Genomic DNA, 18,836 nt, shown 5'->3' with positions numbered 1-18,836 from the left:
TCAACGTCACGGACGAGTGGCCGGATCGCAACCGCACAGAAAGGCCGGTCACAGACGTGACCGGACAGAACGTGCTGAGCAGGAGACGGGCATCGACCTGCGGGTGCCTATCGCGTTGCACCCATGTCGCCGGGGAATCTTCAGCGGGATGCTGAAACCGACGGGTCGGAGCGCCTGGGAAAATCTTCTGGTGACGCGACGCGCGCACCGACGCAGAAAAGTATACCCGACCGTGACCGCTGCTCTGACCACACCGGCTCGGACCAGACCACCCACCGCAGTGGCATACCTCCAGCAGTTCAAGTGAGCTTGAGTTCTTGGGCGACGGTTCTAGGGTGGCGGTATGGCGGAGGAGAACGTTCCGAGCAAGGATCACTGGCTGTCCATCGGGGAGATCGCTCATCGGTCCGGAGTCGCCGCGTCGGCGTTGCGGTTCTACGAGGACCAGGGCCTGATCCAGTCCCGGCGGACAGCCGGAAACCAGCGTCAGTACCAGCGGAGCACGTTGCGCCGGGTCGCGTTCGTGCAGGCGGCCCAGCGGGTCGGGCTGGCGCTGGCCGAGATCAAGGGCGCGCTGGATTCGCTGCCGGACGACCGTACGCCGACCCGCGCCGACTGGAGCCGGTTGTCGAAGTCGTGGCGGAGCCGGCTCGACGAGCGGATCGACGAACTCGAGCGACTGCGTGACGATCTGGACGGCTGTATCGGCTGCGGCTGCCTGAGTCTGCAGCGCTGCAACCTCTACAACAAGGCCGACCGACTGGCCGAGCGCGGCCCCGGCGCCCGCATCCTCAACGTCGGCATCCCGGGTGAGTGACGCATAGGTCACCGGTTATGAGGGGCATAGAACGGCGAGCGTGCTTCGCGGGTTAACCCCCGAGTTCTTACCGATCTGGTGCGGAATCTCCGGAGTCTTGGCAGCATCCGGTCTGTAGCGAACAGTAATCCGCTGGTCGCTTTCCGCCACAGATCCGGAGTGAGGCCCTCCAATGTCGCATCGCCGTATCCTGACTTCGCTCGCGGGGCTCGCCGCCGCCGCACTGGCCGTCCCCAGCTTCGCCGTCGCGTCCCCCGCCCCGGCACCGGCCGAAACATCCGCCTCGACCTCGACGAGCCGCGCCGCATACACCGGTTCGCCGCAGGACGCAGCCGCCACCAAGGCCTTCTACGACGCCGTGATGAAGTCCGCGCGCGCCAAGATGGCCCAGAACGCCAAGGCCGGCAAGAAGGTTGCCGCCGTCACCGTCACCTACGCCGTCGATGCACCCACGTTCCAGGGACAGATCAACTCGAGTACGTCGATCTGGAACTCGTCGGTCAGCAACGTCCAGCTGGTTGAGGGCAGCAACTACGACTTCTACTACACCGAGGGCAACGACCCGCGTGGTTCGTACGCCTCCACCGACGGTCACGGTCGCGGCTACATCTTCCTGGACTACGCCCAGTCGCAGCAGTACGACCCGACCCGGATCACCGCCCACGAGACCGGTCACGTGCTCGGCCTGCCGGACCACTACTCCGGTCCCTGCTCCGAGCTGATGTCCGGCGGCGGCCCCGGCCCGTCCTGCACCAACGCCTACCCGGACGCCAACGAGCGCTCCCGCGTCAACGAGCTCTGGGCCAACGGCCTCGCCTCCGCTGCGAGCGCCGCCTTCCACACCAGCAAGTAGTCACCCCAGGCCCTCCGGCCCGGACCGCCCGGCAGGGGACGGCTCCGGGCCGGAGTCCTTGGTACGACGCCCTCGCCACCTAACCTGATGCGATCCGGAGGTGTGCGAAGGGGCCTTGGCGCAGGGCGGCGAGACCCCACCGAGATCGCATCCATCCAGTCCACCAACAGCACTGCCCCGGCAGGTCTCGAGCTCAGATACCAGTTCTGATCGGACCGGTGGAGCCTCGGACTACCAGTTCGGGCCGAAAGAGGAACTCGGTGTGGGGGGTGGTGTGGCCGCGGACTTCTTCGAGGAGGGATTGGACGGCGGCCAGGCCCATGGCGTGGACGGGTTGGCGGACGGTGGTGAGGGGCGGGTCGGTGAACTCCATCATCGGGGCGTCGTCGTAGCCGACCACCGAGATGTCGCCGGGGACCGAGAGTCCGCGCTGGCGGGCGGCCCGGATGACACCGAGCGCCATCATGTCGGAGCCGCAGATCACCGCGCTGACCCCGGCGTCCAGCAGTTGCTGCGCGGCCGCGGCACCGCCCTCGACACCGAACATGCTCAAGGCAACCACCTCGTCGAGCTCCCCGTCGTGCAGGCCGAGCTGAGCCTTCATCGAGATGCGGTAGCCCGCCAGTTTCCGCTGCACCACGATGAACCGTTCCGGCCCGGAGGCGAAGCCGATCCGGCGGTGCCCGAGGGCCACCAGATGGGACACCGCCAGCTCCATCGCGGCGTACTCGTCCGACGACACGAACGGCGCCTCCACCTCGGGCAGCCAGCCGTTCACGAACACCACCGGCAGCCGCCGGTCCACCAGTGACTGGTAGCGCGCATGATCGGCGCCGGTGTCGGCGTGCAGACCGGAGACGAAGATGATTCCCGAGACACCGCGTTCCAGCAGCATCTCGACGTACTCCTCCTCGGTCGCGCCGGAAGGAGACTGCGTGCACAGCACCGGGGTGAACCCGCGCTGCGACAACGCGGACTCGATCACCTGGGCGAACGCCGGGAAGATCGGGTTGATCAACTCCGGCATCACCAGCCCGATCAGCCCCGCCGACCGGCGCCGCAACCGGGTCGGCCGTTCGAACCCGAGGACGTCGAGCGCGGTCAGGACCGACTGTTTGGTCTCCTCGGCCACCCCCGGCTTACCGTTCAGCACTCGCGAGACCGTGGCCTCGCTCACCCCCGCCTTGGCCGCGATATCCGCCAGCCGTGCTCTGCTGCTCACGCGGGCACTGTACCCACCACCTGTTGACCTTGCAGCAAGATCCTGCAAGAACTTGCAGACTGAGACTGCGCGGTTCTGTCCACTAGGTGAACAGAACGGACACGTCACACGCCGTACGCCTTGTCAGGACGAGCCTGGCGGGTGAGGATAAGCGCACCCCCGCCTGGGGGCCTTTACTCGGATCGTCCGGCACGTTCCTGCCGGTGAAGGGATGTAAATCGTCATGGCCACTGTGTCTTTCAAGTCAGCCACCCGGATCTACCCCGGTGGTGACACCCCCGCCGTCGACAAGCTCAACCTCGAGATCGAGGACGGCGAGTTCATGGTTCTCGTCGGCCCGTCGGGTTGTGGTAAGTCCACCTCGCTCCGGATGCTCGCCGGCCTCGAAGAGGTCAACGAGGGTTCCATCTACATCGGCGACCGCGACGTCACGCACCGTCCGCCGAAGGAGCGGGACATCGCGATGGTGTTCCAGAACTACGCGCTCTACCCGCACATGTCGGTCGCGGACAACATGGGCTTCGCGCTGAAGATGCAGGGTGTCTCCAAGGAGGACCGCGCCAAGCGCGTGATGGAGGCCGCCAAGCTGCTCGGCCTGGAGGAGTACCTCGAGCGCAAGCCGAAGGCACTCTCCGGTGGTCAGCGTCAGCGTGTCGCCATGGGCCGCGCCATCGTGCGTAACCCGCAGGTCTTCCTGATGGACGAGCCGCTGTCGAACCTCGACGCCAAGCTGCGCGTCCAGACCCGTACCCAGATCGCCGAGCTGCAGCAGCGTCTCGGCGTCACCACCGTCTACGTCACCCACGACCAGGTCGAGGCCATGACGATGGGCGACCGGGTCGCGGTCCTGAAGGACGGTCTGCTCCAGCAGGTCGACACCCCGCTGAACCTGTACGACCACCCGAAGAACAAGTTCGTCGCCGGCTTCATCGGCTCGCCCGCGATGAACCTGCTCGAGGCGGACATCACCGAGAGCGGCGCAAAGTTGGGCGATTACGTCGTCCCGCTCGAGCGTAGCCTCCTGGCCAAGGCCGGCAGCGACAAGACGCTGACCCTGGGCGTCCGGCCGGAGGCCTTCAAGGTCGCCGACCAGGGCCTGCCGGTCCACGTCGCCGTGGTCGAGGAGCTCGGTGCCGACGCGTACCTGTACGGCACCGCCGAGCACAACAACGAGCACCAGCAGATCGTCGCCCGGATCGACGCCCGGATGCCGGTCGAGAAGGGGTCGACCATCCACCTGGCGGCGCTGCCCGACAAGCTGCACCTGTTCTCCACCTCCACCGAGGAGCGGCTGACCGCCTGATCTTCGGTACGACGTAACGCAGCGGCCCCGGGTGGTTGGTCCACCCGGGGCCGTCGCACGCCCAGGGGCTAGGTGATCTCCCGGCTGCGGTCGTTCTGGTGTGAGGGGTTGTCGGCCGGGTTCAGGTTGGTCTGCTTGAGCAGGTAGTGCGGCCGCTTCTTCGTCTCGTAGTAGATCCGGCCGATGTACTCGCCGATCACTCCGAGCATCACCATCTGCAGCCCGCCGAGCCCGGTGATCGCGGCGATCAGCGTCACGTATCCCGGCATCTCCACCCCGCGCAGGACCGCCACCGCGATCACCCACACGGTGTACGCGGCGGCGACCGCCGTGAGCAGCAGACCGACGTAGATCGCCAGTCGCAGCGGCCGGTTGTTGAACGAGAGCAGACCGTCCAGCCCGTACTCCACCAGCCGCCGGAAGGTCCAGCGGCTCTTCCGCTCCGGCTGATTCACGTTCTCGTACTCGAACAGGATCGACTCGTACCCGATCCAGGCGAACAGCCCCTTGGAGAACCGGTTGTACTCCCCCAGCTCGAGCAGCCCGTCCACGGCCCGGCGGGACAGCAGCCGGAAGTCGCCGACCCCGTCCACCAGCTCGACATCGGCCCACTTGTTGATCAGCCAGTAGTACGCCCGGGCGAAGAAGGTCCGGCTGGCCGGATCGCCGACCCGGTTCCGGCGCGCGATCACCTGGTCGAAGCCGCGCTCGTACAGCTCCAGCATCCGGCCGATCAGCTCCGGCGGGTGCTGCAGGTCGGCGTCCATGATGATCACCGCGTCGCCGGTGGCGTACCGCAGTCCGGCCAGCATCGCGGACTCCTTGCCGAAGTTCCGGCTGAAGGACAGGTACCGGACGGACGGATCGGCGTCCGCGAGCTTCACCATCGCGTCGAGGGTGCCGTCGTCGCTGCCGTCGTCGACGTACACGATCTCGTACGGCCGGCCGGTCGCGGCGAGTTCCTGGCTGACCTCTTCATGGAACCGGTCGATCACCTCGACCTCGTTGTAGCACGGCACCACCAGACTCAGCCGCATCATCCGTCCCACCTCCCCGCACGGAACCGATTCTTGTCCAGACCGGAACTACGCGCTACCTTGGCGCTCGATCGAGCGGGCATGCTGGGAGACTGAGCAGAGAGGCGGCCAGTGGAGGACGGAGCGGTACAGGACCCGCCGGCGACCGTCGTCGCGGCGGCGCCGGCGATCGTCGTCGCGGCGGCCCCGGCGACCGGTGAGGCAGACGTACGGCAACCGGCCCCGACGCGCTCGGCACTGTTGCCCGCGCTCGTCGCCGGTGTACTCGTGGCGGCGGTGTTCGCCGCCTCCGGAATCATCCGCGGTACCTTTCCTTTCGGTTCACTGTCCCGCAGTACCAACGATCTCGGTACCCAATACATCCCCTTCTTCGCCCACCTGTGGGATGTCCTGCACGGCCGCGCCCAGGGTGACCTGTTCTTCAACTGGCAGAGCGCGTTCGGCGTCGGGTTCCTGGCTGACTACGGGGTCGACCTCGGTAGTCCATTGTCCCTGTTGGTGGGTCTCTTCCCCCGCGACCAGATCGACCTGGCCGTCTACGTCATCACCGTCCTCAAGCTGAGCCTGGCGGCCGCCGCGATGGCGGTGCTACTACTCAAGATGTCTCCAGGACCCCGTTGGGTTGCAGCGATTCTCGGAGCTTCTTACGGAGTGTGCGGCTGGGCGATCGACGACGGCGCCTACGTGCCGATGTGGCTGGACGGCCTGATCGCGCTGCCGATGTTCTTCCTGGTGGCCGAATGGTCACTGCGCCGGACCAACCGCCTGCTCAGCGTGCTGGTGGTGGCCGTCTTCTGGGTGTCCAACTTCTACACCGCGTACATGGCAACGATCGCGGCCGGGGTCTATCTGCTCGCGCGGGTACTGACCAGCGATCTGGCCTGGATGCTGCGGCTGCGCGCCGTACTGAGACATGGCATCTCGTTCGTGCTCGGCGTGGCTCTGTCCGCCCCCGTTCTCCTGGCGGTCCTGTCCGCCAACGACGACGCGACACCGTCCCCGGCGGGCATCTTCACCCCGGCGCCGGTCGACATCTTCCTGTCCCGACTGCTCCCGCTGTCCGAGGGCGTCGGCCGTACGGCCAGCCTGTACGTCGGGACGGTCGCCCTGCTGCTCGCGCTCACCCTCCCGTTCAACCGGAACGTGGCGATCCGGACCAAGGCGGTCTGGATCGTGACCACCGCAGTGGTCGCCCTGTCCTTCCTGTGGACGCCGACGCAGGAGATGTGGCACGGCTTCGACACCCCGAACGGGAGTCAGTACCGCGAGGCCTTCGTCCTGTGCGGCGTGATCGTCGTCGTGGCCTGGGTGTCGGTCGCGCAGCACCTGCCCGGCCCGCTCGCACTGCTGGGCGGTGGAGCTCTGTTCGCGGTCATCGCCGTACTGTCCGAGGGCAGCCCGCTGCTGACCGAGCACACCATGACCGTGCTGATCGCCTCCGGCGCCGTCACCTTCGTTGCGCTGGGCACCATCTGGGCGGTACGCCGCTCTGCCACCGTGCGACGGTTGAAGTGGCCGGTCGCCGTGGCCTTCGGCATCGTCATGGCCGTCGTCGCCGTGGAGACGACGTGGACCGCGGTGGTGACCGACGAACTGCGGTCGAAGATCCTCAGTTCGTCGGTGCAACCGTGGGACCAGCAGCAGACCGAGCGGGCGGATGCGATCGAGGGAGCCGGCGACTGGCCGAAGTACCGGGCCGATCCGGGGACCTCGGTGACGCCCAACGATCCGCTGTTGCTGGGCGGCCAGGGCCCCGGGATGTACAGCAGCCTGCTGCCGTACTCGCTCAACCAGACGCTGACCAACCTGGGCTTCGGCTGGGCCGGGTACGGCCGCGCAAGCCATGATCTCGAGCACCCGGTGATCGATGCGATCTTCTCGATCGGCGCGCGCCTGCACCTGGAGGCGGGCGGACGGGAGGTCATCACCCGGTCCGCGGTACCGCCGCTGGTGACGGTCCGGCGGCGGCTTGGAATGACGGCCACCTCGAACGCCTTCGTCGCACAGGAGCGGTTGCTCGGGACCCAGGTGTACGAGGTGCCCGAGTACAAGGGCAGCAAGTCGATCACCGGCGGAGACGTGAAGCTGGTCGGGAAATGCACACCCGGTACGACGGCGTACCTGCACCAGCCGCGGGTCTCCGGCGAGGCGCGACTGACCGACGGCAACCAGTGGCGCGAACTGACGGCGAGCCGCCGGCCGGGGATCTACACGAACAGTGCCATGGTCCGCCTGGGCACCGTCCCGGCGTCCGGCGTGGTGTCGGCCGAGATCCGGTTCACCGGCAATGCCTCCGGCATCACGGCCACCGGCGCGATCGGCTGTCTGGACGAGCAGCGCCTGGCCAAGGCCGTGCGCAACCTGCGGTTGAGCGGGGCAACGGACGTCGAGGCCGGCGGCCATTCGATCAGCGCGATGCTGCGTCCAGGCAGCAAGGGGTACGCCGTGGTCTCCGTACCGAAGCTGCCCGGTTGGCAGTGCTCGGTCGACGGCGGGAAGGCTCAGACCCCGCGCGATTACGGCGGCCTGATCGCCGTACAACTGCCCGAGTCCGCCGACCGGATCGACTGCACCTACACGCCACCCGGCCTCCGGCGTGGCCTGGCGCTGGCCGCCGTCGCCGCAGTCATCACGCTCGGACTCGTGCTCTTCGGCCGCCTCCGCCGGGCTAAGAGTTGACGTCCCGGCGGTAGAAGACGGCGCCGCCGAGCAGGACCAGGACGACGGCCAGGATGCCGAGGTACCAGGCACCGTGCTCGAACGACAGCGTCTTCTCGATGCTGTTGCAGGAGTAGCCACCGCCTTCATCGGACGAGCATTCGTTGACGTAGTACGTCGTGTCGTGCCGGACGAACGCGTCGAAGTTCAGCTTCACCAGCCACGGCTGGACCGTGTTCAGGAATCCGGCGAAGACCCCCTCGATCAGGACCAGGTAGCCCATCGCCACACCGATCGCGGCCGCCGTGTGCCGGAGCAGGAGCCCGACCACCCCACCGAGTGCGGCGCCCATCGCGATCAACAGGACGGCCCGGCCGCCCATCGCGACGAGATCGCCCCAGACCTTTCCCGTCGTACTGGACGTGTCGCCGAGCTGAGCGATGATCAGATAGGTCCCGAGCGTGAGAAACGCCAGTACGACGATCGCGACCGGAGCGAAGCCGATCGCGGCCGCCAGCAGCTTGCTGCCGTAGACGCGCAGCCGCCGTGGTTCGAAGGTCAGCCAGTTGCCGATGGCGCCGGTACTGAACTCGGCTCCGACGAAACTGGCCCCGATCAGGAACGCGGCGAAGACCAGCAGGTACGACGATCCGAGCAGCAGCTCCGGCATCGTCTCGGCGAACACCATCCGCGGCTTGCCGAAGTCGTCGATGGTCGGCTCCGGGTAGCTGCAGAGCTCTTCCAGCGACGGCTTCGGATCCGCCTGCTTCTGCCACTCCTCCGTGCACCTGGCGCGATCCTCGTCGGCGTGTTCCACCCAGTACTCGTGCGCCACTTCGAACTGCTGCTGGGACACCCGCTGCTCCGCCTCGGACTGCGGCCTGGCCTCGATCCAGGTGGCGAGCAACAGCAGCGCGCTGATCACCAGCACCCCGAGTACGCCGATGACGGTCAGACGCCGGGCGGTCAGCCGGCGGAGCTCGACCGTGGTCAGACGGATCATCACAACCCCTCCTCGGCGGTGAGTTCGAGGAAGACCGACTCGAGGTCGGCGCGGACCGGCACCAGCTCGGACACGTACAACTCCTGATGGGCGAGCCGGCGGGTCACGTCCGCCGGGTGCTCGGCGCCGTCGACGAGCAGATAGTTGCCGTCGGCCCGCACTGTCAGGCCGGCCGCGGTCAGGACCCGGGTCGCGGCCTCGTGGTCGTCCACCGCGAGCTTGACCGTTGCCGCCGTACCGCCGCCGATCACCTCGGCGACCGTGCCGGAGGCGAGCAGGCGGCCGTGGCCGATGATCGAGACGGTGTCGGCGACCTGCTCGACCTCGGCCAGGATGTGGGAGCTGACCAGGACCGTCCGGCCCTGCTCGCCGAGACCGCGCATGGTCTCGCGGATCTCCCGGATTCCGGCCGGGTCGAGGCCGTTGGTGGGCTCGTCGAAGATCAGCAGATCGGGTTCCTTCAGCAGGGTCGCGGCGATCGCCAGCCGCTGCTTCATGCCGAGTGAGTACGTCTTGAACCGGTCCTTGCCGCGTTCGCCGAGCGAGGTCTGCTCGAGCACCTCACCGACCCGCGGCCGGGGTGCGCCGATCGCCTCGGCGAGCAGTTCCAGGTTCTTCCGGCCGCTGAACGCCGGGAAGAACTTCGGCGACTCGACGATCGCGCCGACCCGGCCGACCACGTCCGGCAGCTGGGCCGGCACCGGCCGGCCGAACACCGTCATCGATCCGGCGTCGGCCCGGATCAGCCCGAGCAGCATCCGGATCGAGGTGGTCTTCCCGGAGCCGTTCGGCCCGAGGAACCCGTGCACTCCCCCGACCGGCACGTCCAGGTCGAGGCCCTGGACGGCCACCACCTTCCGGCCTCGCCGGGTCCGGTATGTCTTGCGTAGACCGCGCGTACTGATCGCCAGCTCCGGCATGGAACCCCCTTGTCGCGCCAGTAGACGCACAGCTTGGCAGGTTTGTTGGCACAGGTGTTTGAAAAATACCCCCTAGAGGTATCGCCTCAGAACTTGCATTCGATACCCCAAGGGGGTAACTTCATGCCTGTCGACATACCCCCGAGGGGTAGATGCGGGAAACAGAAGGAGCCTGATATGACCACCGACGGCACGGAAACACCGGCCCCAGTGCACGGGTACACCGCCGAGAAGAGCAGCCACCTGAAGCGGCTGCGGCGGATCGAGGGCCAGGTCCGTGGCCTGCAGCGGATGGTCGAGGAGGACAAGTACTGCATCGACATCCTCACCCAGGTCTCGGCGGCGACGAAGGCACTGCAGTCGTTCTCGCTGGAGTTGCTGGACGAGCACCTGGCGCACTGCGTGGTCGAGGCCGCGCAGAAGGGCGGTCCGGAGGCCGAGGAGAAGGTCCGCGAGGCCTCCGACGCGATCGCCCGCCTGGTCCGCAGCTGAACGTCAGAACACGAAGAATCCGAGTTAGGAGCACTCTTATGACCACCACGACCTACTCCGTCACCGGGATGACCTGCGGCCACTGCACCGCCGCGGTCACCGAGGAGATCAGCAAGCTGATCGGGGTCAAGGACATCAGCATCGACCTCGTCGCGGGTGGCACCTCCGCGGTGCACGTGACGAGTGAGTCCGCTCTCGACGAGGCCGCCGTCCGCGAGGCCGTCGACGAGGCGGGCTACGAACTGGCGGCGTCGTGAACCGGGCCGTCGCGCTCCGGCTCGGCGCGTTCGCCGGTGCGCTCGCGCTCGCCTTCGGGGCGGCGTACGCGATCGGCACCGCGGTCGACCCGATCGCGGCGGCCGACACCACCACTGCCCCTGCTCACGGAGAGGAGATGGGCGGTATGGAGGAATCAGCAGCAGGACACGGGGAGGGACACAGCGAGTCGGGCGGGCAACTGCCCGGGCTCGCGGTCTCCGAAGCCGGGTACACCCTCACCCCCGCCACGACGTTCTACCAGCCCGGCACCAAGACCGAGCTGCGCTTCACCATCCAGGGCCCGGACGGCAAGCCCGTGAAGGAGTACACCGAGACGCACGAGAAGGACCTGCACCTGATCGTCGTACGGCGTGACCTGTCCGGCTTCCACCACGTGCACCCGACCCGGGACGCCAATGGGACCTGGAGCATTCCTTTCACGTTCACCGCCGGTGGCACGTGGCGAGTGTTCGCCGACTTCCAGCCGGCCGGACTCGACCGGACGCTGACTCTCGGCACGGACGTCAACGTCTCCGGTCTCTACATCCCGGTCCCGCTGAGCGAGCCGGCCGGCAGCTACAGCTTCGACGGGTACGACGTGACACTGGCGGGCACGCCGGTCGCGGGCAAGGAATCCGAGCTGACCTTCGCGATCAGCCGGGGCGGCAAGCCGGTCACCGACCTTCAGCCGTACCTGGGCGCCTTCGGGCACCTGGTGTCACTGCGCGGCGGCGACCTCGCCTACCTGCACACCCACCCCGCACAGGAAGCGACAGCGGGGATGAAGGGCGGGCCGGAGATCAAGTTCGCCACCACCTTCCCGACCGCCGGAACGTACAGCCTGTTCCTGGACTTCCAGCACGCGGGCGCGGTCCACACCGCCGAGTTCACCGTCAAGGTGGGCGCGGACGGGTCCGCGATCGTCCCGCCCAAGCAACTCCCGACGACCAAGGCTCCGGCGACCAAGGCTCCGGCTACGCCGGGACACGAGACCACCCCGCACGGCCACTGAGAGAGGAGGCACACAGCAATGACCACCGCAGAACCCGGTCAGTCCGTCGAACTCATCATCGGTGGCATGACGTGCGCCTCGTGCGCCGCCCGGGTCGAGAAGAAGCTGAACCGGATGGACGGTGTCACCGCGACCGTCAACTACGCCACCGAGAAGGCGAAGGTGACGTACGCGGACGGCATCACCACTGACGAACTGGTCGCCACCGTCGAGAAGACCGGTTACACCGCCGCTCTGCCGGCCCCGGCTGTTGCCGACGGCAACTCGTCGGACGAAGGGCCGGACGAGCTGAAGCCGCTGCGGGACCGCCTGTTCGCCAGCATCGCGCTGTCGGTGCCGGTGATCGCGTTCGGAATGATCCCGGCACTGCAGTTCGACTTCTGGCAGTGGGCGTCGCTGATGCTGGCCTTCCCGGTGGTGACGTGGGCGGCCTGGCCGTTCCACAAGGCCGCCTGGACGAACCTGCGGCACGGCGCGGCCACGATGGACACGCTGATCTCGCTGGGCGTGGTGAGCGCCTTCCTGTGGTCGCTGTACGCGCTGTTCATCGGCGGTGCGGGTGAGCCGGGGATGAAGATGCCGTTCACGCTGATCCCGTCCCGGGGCAGCGGGGCCGAGGAGATCTACCTCGAGGTCGCTGCCGGCGTCACCACGTTCATCCTGGCCGGCCGGTACTTCGAGGCCCGCGCCAAGCGCCGTTCGGGTGCGGCCCTGCGGGCCCTGCTGGAGCTGGGTGCGAAGGATGTCGCCGTACTGCGCGATGGCTCTGAGGTACGCATCCCCGCCGACCAGTTGGTCGTGGGCGACCAGTTCGTCGTACGACCTGGCGAGAAGGTCGCTACCGACGGTGTGATCGTCACCGGCAGCAGCGCGGTCGACGCGTCGATGCTGACCGGCGAGTCGGTGCCGGTCGAGGTCGGCGAGGGCGATGCCGTCGTCGGGGCGACCGTGAACGCCGGCGGCCGGCTTGTGGTCCGGGCGACCCGGGTCGGGTCGGACACCCAGCTGGCCCAGATGGCCCGGCTGGTCGAGGACGCACAGAACGGGAAGGCCGCGGTTCAGCGGCTGGCCGACAAGGTGTCCGGGATCTTCGTGCCGATCGTGATCGGGCTGGCGCTGGCGACATTGGGGTTCTGGCTCGGCAACGGTTCGCCGGTGGAGATCGCGTTCACCGCGGCGGTCGCCGTACTGATCATCGCCTGCCCCTGTGCCCTCGGGCTGGCCACGCCGACCGCGTTGATGGTCGGCACCGGTCGGGGCGCCCAGCTGGGCATCCTGATCAAGGGCCCGGAGGTACTCGAGTCCACCCGCCGGATCGACACCGTCGTCCTGGACAAGACGGGCACCGTGACGACCGGTCGGATGGAGTTGGTCGACGTACTGCTGGCTCCTTCGGAGGACCGCTCCGAGGTACTGCGGTTGGCCGGGGCGCTGGAGCACTCCAGCGAGCACCCGATCGCGCAGGCCGTTGCCCGGGGCGCCATGGCCGAGCTCGGTCAACTGCCCGAGGTCGAAGACTTCGGGAACGTCGAGGGACTTGGCGTCCAGGGCATCGTCGACGGGCACGCCGTACTGGTAGGCCGGACCCGCCTGCTGGAGGAGTGGAGCCAGTACCTGCCGGACGACCTGGCGCACGCGAAGGACCACGCCGAGGCCGAGGGCAGTACGGCGGTCGCAGTCGGCTGGGACGGTCAGGCCCGGGCGGTGCTGGTCGTCGCGGACACGGTGAAGGCGACGTCTTCAGAGGCGATCGGTCAGTTGAAGGCGCTGGGACTGCGGCCGGTGCTGCTGACCGGCGACAACGAGGCGGTGGCTTCGAAGGTGGCGGCCGAGGTCGGCATCGACGAGGTGATCGCCGAGGTCCTGCCGGCCGGCAAGGTCGACGCGGTGAAGAAGCTGCAGGACGAGGGCCGCGTGGTCGCGATGGTCGGCGACGGCGTCAACGACGCGGCCGCCCTGGCCCAGGCCGACCTCGGCCTGAGCATGGGCACCGGGACGGACGTGGCGATCGAGGCCAGCGACCTGACGCTGGTGCGCGGCGACCTGCGCGCGGCGGCGGACGCCATCCGCCTCTCCCGCAGCACGCTGCGCACCATCAAGGGCAACCTGTTCTGGGCCTTCGCCTACAACGTGGCCGCGATCCCACTGGCCGCGGCCGGCCTGCTCAACCCGATGCTGGCCGGCGCCGCGATGGCCTTCAGCTCGGTCTTCGTGGTCACCAACAGCCTCAGGTTGCGCCGCTTCCGCCCGCTCACCTGATCCAGGCCGTGCTGTCGCTGGCCAGCAACCCGTCGTCCAACGGGCTGCTGGCCAGTAGCAGTTCGTCGTACGGCGGGAGCTCGATCGGCTCCGCCGTCAGGTTGGTGATGCAGATCAGGCTCTCGCGGCTGAAGGCGAGGACTCCGGGTGGGGTGTCGAGCCAGGTGAGGATGCCGTCGCCGAGGTGGGTACGGCGGATGCGAAGGCCGTTGCGGTAGAGGGTCAGCATCGAGCTCTGGTCGTCGTACTGGGACTCGGCGGTGAGGTTCTTCCAGTCGGGTGGCTGTGGCAGCCACGGCGTACCCGTGCCGAAGCCGAACGGGGGCTCCTTGCCGGACCAGGGAAGGGGCACTCGGCAACCATCGCGGCCGCGGTCGGTGCCGCCGGAGCGGGTGAAGATCGGGTCCTGGAGCAGGTGGTCCGGGAGGTCTTCCACCTCCGGCAGACCGAGCTCCTCGCCCTGGTAGACGTACAGTCCGCCCGGTAGCGCCATCGCGAGGAGGGCGGCCGCGCGGGCCCGGCGTTCACCGAGGACGAGGTCGGTCTGCATGCCGTGCTTGCGGTCCTGGTGCGAGAACGACGTGTCCGGGCGTCCGTACTTCGTCACCGGCCGGGTGACGTCGTGGTTGGACAGCACCCAGGTCGGCGGTGCGCCGATCGGGACGTGGGTGGTCAGGGTGAGGTCGATCGAGGCCCTGAGCTCGTCTGCCTGCCACGGGCGGGACAGGAAGTCGAAGTTGAACGCGGTCTGCATCTCGTCCGGCCGCAAATACAGCGCGAACCGCTCCTGGTCCGGCATCCACATCTCGCCGACCAGGAACCGGCCGTCGTACTCGTCGGTGATCCGGCGCCAGCCGCGGTAGACCTCGTGCACCTCGTCGTGATCGGTGTACGACTCCTCGACACTGTCCAGGTCCTTGAAGAGTACGGCGGCACTGTCGATCCGGATTCCGTCCACCCCACGGTCCAGCCAGAACCGGAGGATGTCGTGGAACTCCTCGACCACCTCGGGGTTTCGCCAGTTGAAGTCGGGCTGCTCAGGGGCGAACAGGTGCAGGTACCACTCACCGTCCTCGACCTGGGTCCAGGCCGGGCCGTTGAAGATGGACTGCCAGTCGTTGGGCGGCTGGTCGCCTCGTCCGGGCTTGAAGATGAACCGTTCCCGCTCGCATGAGCCGGGACCGGCTGCGAGCGCCTGGACGAACCAGTCCTGCTGGTCGGAGCCGTGGTTGGGGACGATGTCGATGATGGTGCGGATGTTCAGGACGTGCGCCTCCGCGATGTACGCCTCGGCCTCGTGCAACGTCCCGAACGCCGGGTCGATCGCTCGGTAGTCGGCCACGTCGTACCCGCCGTCGGCCATCGGCGACGGGTACCAGGGGTTCAGCCAGATCGCGTCGATGCCGAGCTCGGCCAGGTACGGCAGTTTCTGCCGGAGGCCGGCCAGGTCGCCGATCCCGTCGCCGTTGCCGTCGGCGAAACTCCGCAGGTACACCTGGTAGATCGCGGCTCCACGCCACCACTCGTCCGCCATCGAATCTCCTTGTCTGATTGGGTTTCAGCCCTTCAGGCTTCCGGCGGTGAGGCCCGCCATGATGCTGCGCTGGAACACGAAGAACACCAGGATCGTCGGCAGGCTGGCGATCACCAGCGACGCGATCAGCACGTTCTGCGGCATCTGCGCGGACAGCGACGCGATGCCGACACTGATCGACATCTTGTCCGTCTCCGGCAGTACTAGCAGCGGCCAGACGAAGTCCTTCCACACCGTCACCACGGACAGGATCGACACCACTCCGAGGATCGGCCGCGACACCGGCAACACGATCGACCACAGGATCCGCATCGGTGAGGCGCCGTCGATCTCCGCCGCCTCCAGCAACTCGCGCGGGATCGAGTCGAAGAATCGCTTCAGCAGGAAGACGAAGAACCCGTTCGCTGCCGCCGGCAACCAAATCGCCCAGGGCGTGTTCAGCAGGTCCAGATGCAGGATCGGCAGATCCTTGACCGTCAGGTACGTCGGCAGCAGCAGCACCATCGGCGGGATCATCAGGGTCGCGAGCATCGCGGCCAGGACGACCTTGCCGAAGAACGGCCGGAGCTTCGACAACGCGTACGCCGCGGTCACGTCGACGGCGAGGGTGAACAGCCAGGCGCCACCGGCGTACAGGACTGTGTTCTTCAGGAAGACACCGAGCTGCAACTGCTCCCACGCGTCGGCATAGACGCCGAAGTCGAAGCTCGTCGGGAAGAAGCTCGGCGGGATCTGGGCCAGCTCGTCCGGTGACTTCAGCGCGCCGGTCACCATCCAGTACAGCGGGAACACGAAGGCGCCGGTGAAGCCGATGACGACGATGCTGAGGATCGCCCAGTACATCAGGCGACCGCGGGTGGTCCGGAGCGCGAGGGGTGACACCAGGGTCCTCATCGGGCCTCCTCCCGGGACACGCGCAGGTAAATCGCGGAGAACACCATCAGGACGACCATCAGCATCAGGCCGAGGGCGCCACCGCCTCCGAAGTCGCCGAAGTTGAAGGCGTACTGGTACATCAGGTAGGCGACCGTGACGGTCGCGTTCTCCGGGCCGCCGCCGGTCAGCAGGTACGGCTCGATGAACACCTGCATGGTCGCGACGACCTGCAGCAGCAACATCACCAGCAGGATCAACTTGGTCTGCGGGATGGTCACGTGCCAGACCCGCCGGAACAGGCCGGCGCCGTCCAGCTCGGCCGACTCGTACAGGTCGCCCGGGATGCTTTGCAGCGCGGCCAGGTAGATCAGCGTGCCGGTGCCGAGGTTCATCCAGGTCGACACGAGCACCAGGCTGACAAGCGCCGTACTGGTCGAGTCGAGCCAGCTCAACGGCGGCAGGTGGAACACGTCGAGCACCTGGTTGAACAGGCCGGCGCCGGGGTCGTAGAACCACTTGAACAGCAGGACGGCGACGGCCGGTGGGAGCATGACAGGGAGGTAGACGACGAACCGCAGGTAGGCCTTGGCGTGCTTGAGTTCGTTGAGGACGACGGCCAGCACGAACGGGACGGCGTACCCGATGACGAGGGCCAGCCCGCTGAACACGGCGGTGTTGAGCCAGGCCGAGCGGAAGGCCGGGTCCTCGATGACCGAGCGGAAGTTGTCGAACCCCACCCAGCGCGGCGGGTCGACGAAGTTGTTCTCCTGGAAGCTGAGGATCACCTCGCGCACCATCGGATACCAGGAGAACAACCCAAAACAGATCAGTGCCCCACAGAGAAACCCGTACGCCGTCAGGTTCCGCCCGACCGCCCGCCGGAGCGCGCCCCGGTGGTCGTCGTCAGGTCGCGGGTCCGCCGCCCCCGTCCCCCGGGGACGGCGTACCTGCTCTTCGGTGACTGCCATCAGGTGTTCTTGGCCAGGATCTTGTTCGCCTTGCTCTCCGCATCCGAGAGCAGCTTGTCGATATCGGCGTCCTGGCGGGTCAGGACGGCGGACATCGCGACGTCCAGGACGGCGTACAGCTCCTGCGCCTTCGGCGGTTCGAGCTTGTTGGTGATGTTCGACTGCGCGGCGACGTACGGCGCGAAGTGGTCGACCGGGACGGTGGCGTACTGCTTGCGCAGGGCAATGATCTCCTGGCCCGGCGCGGAGTCGCCGTACAGGTCCGGGATCGGCAGTCCGACCGGACGTCCCTGCTCCTTGGACCGGGCGTAGTTGAACTGACCCTTGCCCGGCGTGAGCTCGTGGAACTCCAGCCAGAGCAGGCCGGCCTTGATCTTCTCCGGCGTCGCCTTCGGGTTGAACATGTAGCCGTCGCCACCACTCAGCGACGCCTTGCCCTCGGACTCGGGTACGGCGGTGACGCCGTAGTCCTCGAACTTGCCCTGGAAGTCGTTGTTCACCGACTGCACCACATCCGGTGCGCCGATCATCATGCCGAGCTTGCCGCCACCCATCATCCGCATCAGGTCCTCCCACTGGAGGAGCTGCTTGCTGCCCATCGAGTTGTCGTTCCAGCGCATCTGCTTGAGGTTCTCCAGCACTGCCTTGCCCTCGGCGCTGTTGAACGCGGCGGTCTTGCCGTCGTCGCCGACCATCGAGCCGCCACGGGCGTACAGGCTCGCGGCGAAGTGCCAGCCGCCGGTGTTGCCGGCGGAGTACTCACCGAAACCGACGTACCCGGCGCCGAGGCCGGCGATCTTCTTGGCCGCCGCCTGCACGTCGGCCCAGGTCTTCGGCGGGGCTTCGGGGTCGAGGCCGGCCTGGGTGAACAGCTTGCGGTTGTAGACCAGGCCCATGTTGTAGTTGTTGCGCGGCAGGCCGTAGGTCTTGTCGCCGTCCTTGAACACGCTCATGACATCGGAGCGCACGTCGCTGACTGCCTTGACGCTGCCGACGTACTGGCTGATGTCAGCGGCTTGCCGGGCTTTGATGATCTTCTGCACGTCGGTGTAGTAGACGTAGAAGACGTCCTCCTGGGTACCGCCGGCCAGCTTCGCCTGGAAGGTGTCGGGGTTGATACAGGGGAACGCATCCTTGCTCTGGATGGTGATGTTCGGGTGCAGCTTCTGGAACTCGGCGACATCCGCGTCCCAGGCCGACCGTTCCTTCGGATTGCTCTTCGGCGGCTGGCAGCCGACCGTGATCGTGACCGGGCCGTCGGCGCCCGCTGATCCCTGAGCGTCGGTCTTCTCGTCCCCCGACCCACAGGACGCGGCCACCAGCCCGAGTCCCATCACCAGCAGCAGGCCGAGCCCGCGGCGCGTTGTCCTCATGATCCACCCTCTCCTCGGACTTCTGGCGCACACCGTAGGCAACTCGATCGAATCTGCGCAATAGTTCGATCGAAGATTGCAAAATCATGACTCATGATGGGAAGGTGGCTCGCGCGCAGGACCTGCTCCCGCACACGTCGGCACACAACGCAGCCGCCGACCGACAAGCGGTCAGCGGCTGCAGATCTGGCGAGGGCGGCGGACACCGGGGTCCGGGCACAGGTACGGGGCGGATGTCGCCTCGGGGCGGG

16 protein-coding genes are annotated in these 18,836 nt (G+C 67.5%); 8 read left to right on the top strand and 8 right to left on the bottom strand.

Annotation, left to right across the window (positions count from 1 at the left end; translation table 11 throughout):
• Positions 1-343 precede the first annotated feature (343 nt).
• Together soxR and snpA are read left to right on the top strand one after the other, a co-directional pair.
• A complete protein-coding gene (soxR, locus tag EV652_RS10190) occupies positions 344-817 on the top strand; it encodes a redox-sensitive transcriptional activator SoxR (RefSeq protein ID WP_132208786.1) in 474 nt (157 codons plus the stop codon).
• Between the two features lie 172 nt (positions 818-989).
• Positions 990-1,670: a snapalysin gene (gene snpA, locus EV652_RS10185; RefSeq protein WP_132208785.1), complete on the top strand. Its 681-nt coding sequence runs from the start codon at positions 990-992 to the stop codon at positions 1,668-1,670.
• Between the two features lie 193 nt (positions 1,671-1,863).
• Here the strand turns inward: snpA and EV652_RS10180 are convergent, their stop codons facing one another.
• Positions 1,864-2,892 carry a LacI family DNA-binding transcriptional regulator gene (locus EV652_RS10180; RefSeq protein WP_132208784.1) on the bottom strand — a complete coding sequence of 343 codons (1,029 nt, stop codon included), beginning with the start codon at positions 2,890-2,892 and terminating at the stop codon, positions 1,864-1,866.
• A gap of 223 nt (positions 2,893-3,115) precedes the next feature.
• On the opposite strand from EV652_RS10180, the gene EV652_RS10175 reads away from it, so the two are divergent.
• Positions 3,116-4,195, top strand: coding sequence for an ABC transporter ATP-binding protein (locus tag EV652_RS10175; RefSeq protein ID WP_132208783.1), 1,080 nt, complete (start codon positions 3,116-3,118; stop codon positions 4,193-4,195).
• 68 nt (positions 4,196-4,263) lie between these two features.
• Here EV652_RS10175 and EV652_RS10170 read toward each other — a convergent pair whose 3' ends face one another.
• Positions 4,264-5,235, bottom strand: a complete 972-nt coding sequence (locus tag EV652_RS10170) for a glycosyltransferase family 2 protein (protein WP_242001681.1) — start codon at positions 5,233-5,235, stop codon at positions 4,264-4,266.
• A 108-nt stretch (positions 5,236-5,343) separates the two neighbouring features.
• Between EV652_RS10170 and EV652_RS10165 the strand changes: the two genes are divergently transcribed.
• A complete protein-coding gene (locus EV652_RS10165; RefSeq protein WP_132208782.1) occupies positions 5,344-7,911 on the top strand; it encodes a YfhO family protein in 2,568 nt (855 codons plus the stop codon).
• Here EV652_RS10165 and EV652_RS10160 read toward each other — a convergent pair.
• Positions 7,901-8,893: a DUF2705 family protein gene (locus EV652_RS10160; RefSeq protein ID WP_132208781.1), complete on the bottom strand. Its 993-nt coding sequence runs from the start codon at positions 8,891-8,893 to the stop codon at positions 7,901-7,903. The genes EV652_RS10165 and EV652_RS10160 overlap by 11 nt on opposite strands.
• Complete coding sequence (locus EV652_RS10155; protein ID WP_132208780.1) at positions 8,893-9,813, bottom strand: ATP-binding cassette domain-containing protein; 921 nt, start codon at positions 9,811-9,813, stop codon at positions 8,893-8,895. Before EV652_RS10155 ends, EV652_RS10160 begins: the two co-directional genes overlap by 1 nt.
• Before the next feature lie 177 nt (positions 9,814-9,990).
• Between EV652_RS10155 and EV652_RS10150 the strand changes: the two genes are divergently transcribed.
• From EV652_RS10150 to EV652_RS10135, 4 genes are read left to right on the top strand one after another with little or no spacing between them, the layout of a single operon-like run.
• Positions 9,991-10,305 (top strand): metal-sensitive transcriptional regulator, encoded by a 315-nt coding sequence (locus tag EV652_RS10150; protein ID WP_199238104.1) that lies wholly within the window; start codon positions 9,991-9,993, stop codon positions 10,303-10,305.
• Positions 10,306-10,343: 38 nt separating this feature from the next.
• Positions 10,344-10,562: a heavy-metal-associated domain-containing protein gene (locus EV652_RS10145; protein WP_132208779.1), complete on the top strand. Its 219-nt coding sequence runs from the start codon at positions 10,344-10,346 to the stop codon at positions 10,560-10,562.
• Positions 10,559-11,575: a DUF8832 domain-containing protein gene (locus tag EV652_RS10140; RefSeq protein WP_132208778.1), complete on the top strand. Its 1,017-nt coding sequence runs from the start codon at positions 10,559-10,561 to the stop codon at positions 11,573-11,575. Before EV652_RS10145 ends, EV652_RS10140 begins: the two co-directional genes overlap by 4 nt.
• A gap of 18 nt (positions 11,576-11,593) precedes the next feature.
• Complete coding sequence (locus tag EV652_RS10135; RefSeq protein ID WP_132208777.1) at positions 11,594-13,834, top strand: heavy metal translocating P-type ATPase; 2,241 nt, start codon at positions 11,594-11,596, stop codon at positions 13,832-13,834.
• Here the strand turns inward: EV652_RS10135 and EV652_RS10130 are convergent.
• From EV652_RS10130 to EV652_RS10115, 4 genes are read right to left on the bottom strand one after another with little or no spacing between them, the layout of a single operon-like run.
• Positions 13,827-15,368: a glycoside hydrolase family 13 protein gene (locus EV652_RS10130; RefSeq protein ID WP_132208776.1), complete on the bottom strand. Its 1,542-nt coding sequence runs from the start codon at positions 15,366-15,368 to the stop codon at positions 13,827-13,829. The genes EV652_RS10135 and EV652_RS10130 overlap by 8 nt on opposite strands.
• Positions 15,369-15,392: 24 nt before the next feature.
• Complete coding sequence (locus EV652_RS10125; protein ID WP_132208775.1) at positions 15,393-16,262, bottom strand: carbohydrate ABC transporter permease; 870 nt, start codon at positions 16,260-16,262, stop codon at positions 15,393-15,395.
• Positions 16,259-17,212 (bottom strand): carbohydrate ABC transporter permease, encoded by a 954-nt coding sequence (locus tag EV652_RS10120; protein ID WP_242001680.1) that lies wholly within the window; start codon positions 17,210-17,212, stop codon positions 16,259-16,261. Before EV652_RS10120 ends, EV652_RS10125 begins: the two co-directional genes overlap by 4 nt.
• On the bottom strand, positions 17,212-18,585 hold the full coding sequence (locus tag EV652_RS10115) for an ABC transporter substrate-binding protein (protein ID WP_132208774.1): 1,374 nt from the start codon (positions 18,583-18,585) through the stop codon (positions 17,212-17,214). Before EV652_RS10115 ends, EV652_RS10120 begins: the two co-directional genes overlap by 1 nt.
• Between the last annotated feature and the right edge of the window lie 251 nt (positions 18,586-18,836).

This window comes from Kribbella steppae, from assembly GCF_004342025.1.
Lineage (GTDB): Bacteria > Actinomycetota > Actinomycetes > Propionibacteriales > Kribbellaceae > Kribbella > Kribbella steppae.
Note: the sequence above shows the minus strand (reverse complement) of the source record. Positions and strands in the feature narration are given on the sequence as shown.